General features: G+C 73.5%; 1 protein-coding gene. It reads left to right on the top strand.

All coding sequences use genetic code 11. The annotated features are described in order from the left end of the window. Positions 1 to 777 (top strand): 4Fe-4S dicluster domain-containing protein (locus ABS735_RS38560; protein WP_476755898.1); only part of this gene is annotated, 777 nt, incomplete at both ends.

Raw genomic sequence — 777 nt, 5'->3', positions numbered from 1 at the left:
GCGTGCAAGGAGTGGAACGCGATCCCCGAGGACGGCCTGGAGCTGACCGGCATGTCCTACGACAACACCCAGGGGCTCGGCGCGGACACCTGGCGGCACGTGGCCTTCATCGAGCAGCGCAAGCCGCTGGGCGGGCAAGAGCCCGGCGTCTCCCACGACGACGTCGATGTCTTCGCCGCCGCCCGCGGCCTGGGCAGCTCCCCGTCCTCGCCCGACCCGGGCGCCACCGCCCCAGCGCCCCCCGGCGCGCAGCCGCCCGCTGGAGCGCCGGCCGGTGAGATCTCCCCCGTGGCGCCGGAGGGCCGCACGGAACTGCGCTGGCTGATGTCCTCCGACGTGTGCAAGCACTGCACCCACGCCGCCTGCCTGGACGTGTGCCCCACCGGATCGCTTTTCCGCACCGAGTTCGGCACGGTCGTGGTCCAGGAGGACATCTGCAACGGCTGCGGCTACTGCGTGCCCGCCTGCCCGTACGGCGTCATCGACCAGCGCCCCGACGACGGACGGGTGTGGAAGTGCACCCTGTGCTACGACCGGCTCGGCGTCGGCATGGAACCCGCCTGCGCCAAGGCCTGCCCCACCGACTCCATCCAGTTCGGCCCGCTGGACGAGCTGCGCGAGCGGGCCGAAGCCCGGGTCGCCCGGCTGCACTCCGCCGGGGTCTCGGACGCCCGCCTCTACGGCGAGGACCCGGGCGACGGTGTCGGCGGCGACGGCGCCTTCTTCCTGCTGCTGGACGAACCGGAGGTGTACGGCCTGCCTCCCGACCCGGTCGTC

This window comes from Streptomyces sp. MMCC 100 (assembly GCF_041538145.2).
Taxonomy (GTDB): Bacteria; Actinomycetota; Actinomycetes; order Streptomycetales; family Streptomycetaceae; genus Streptomyces.
This window is presented reverse-complemented; position numbering and strand designations above follow the sequence as displayed.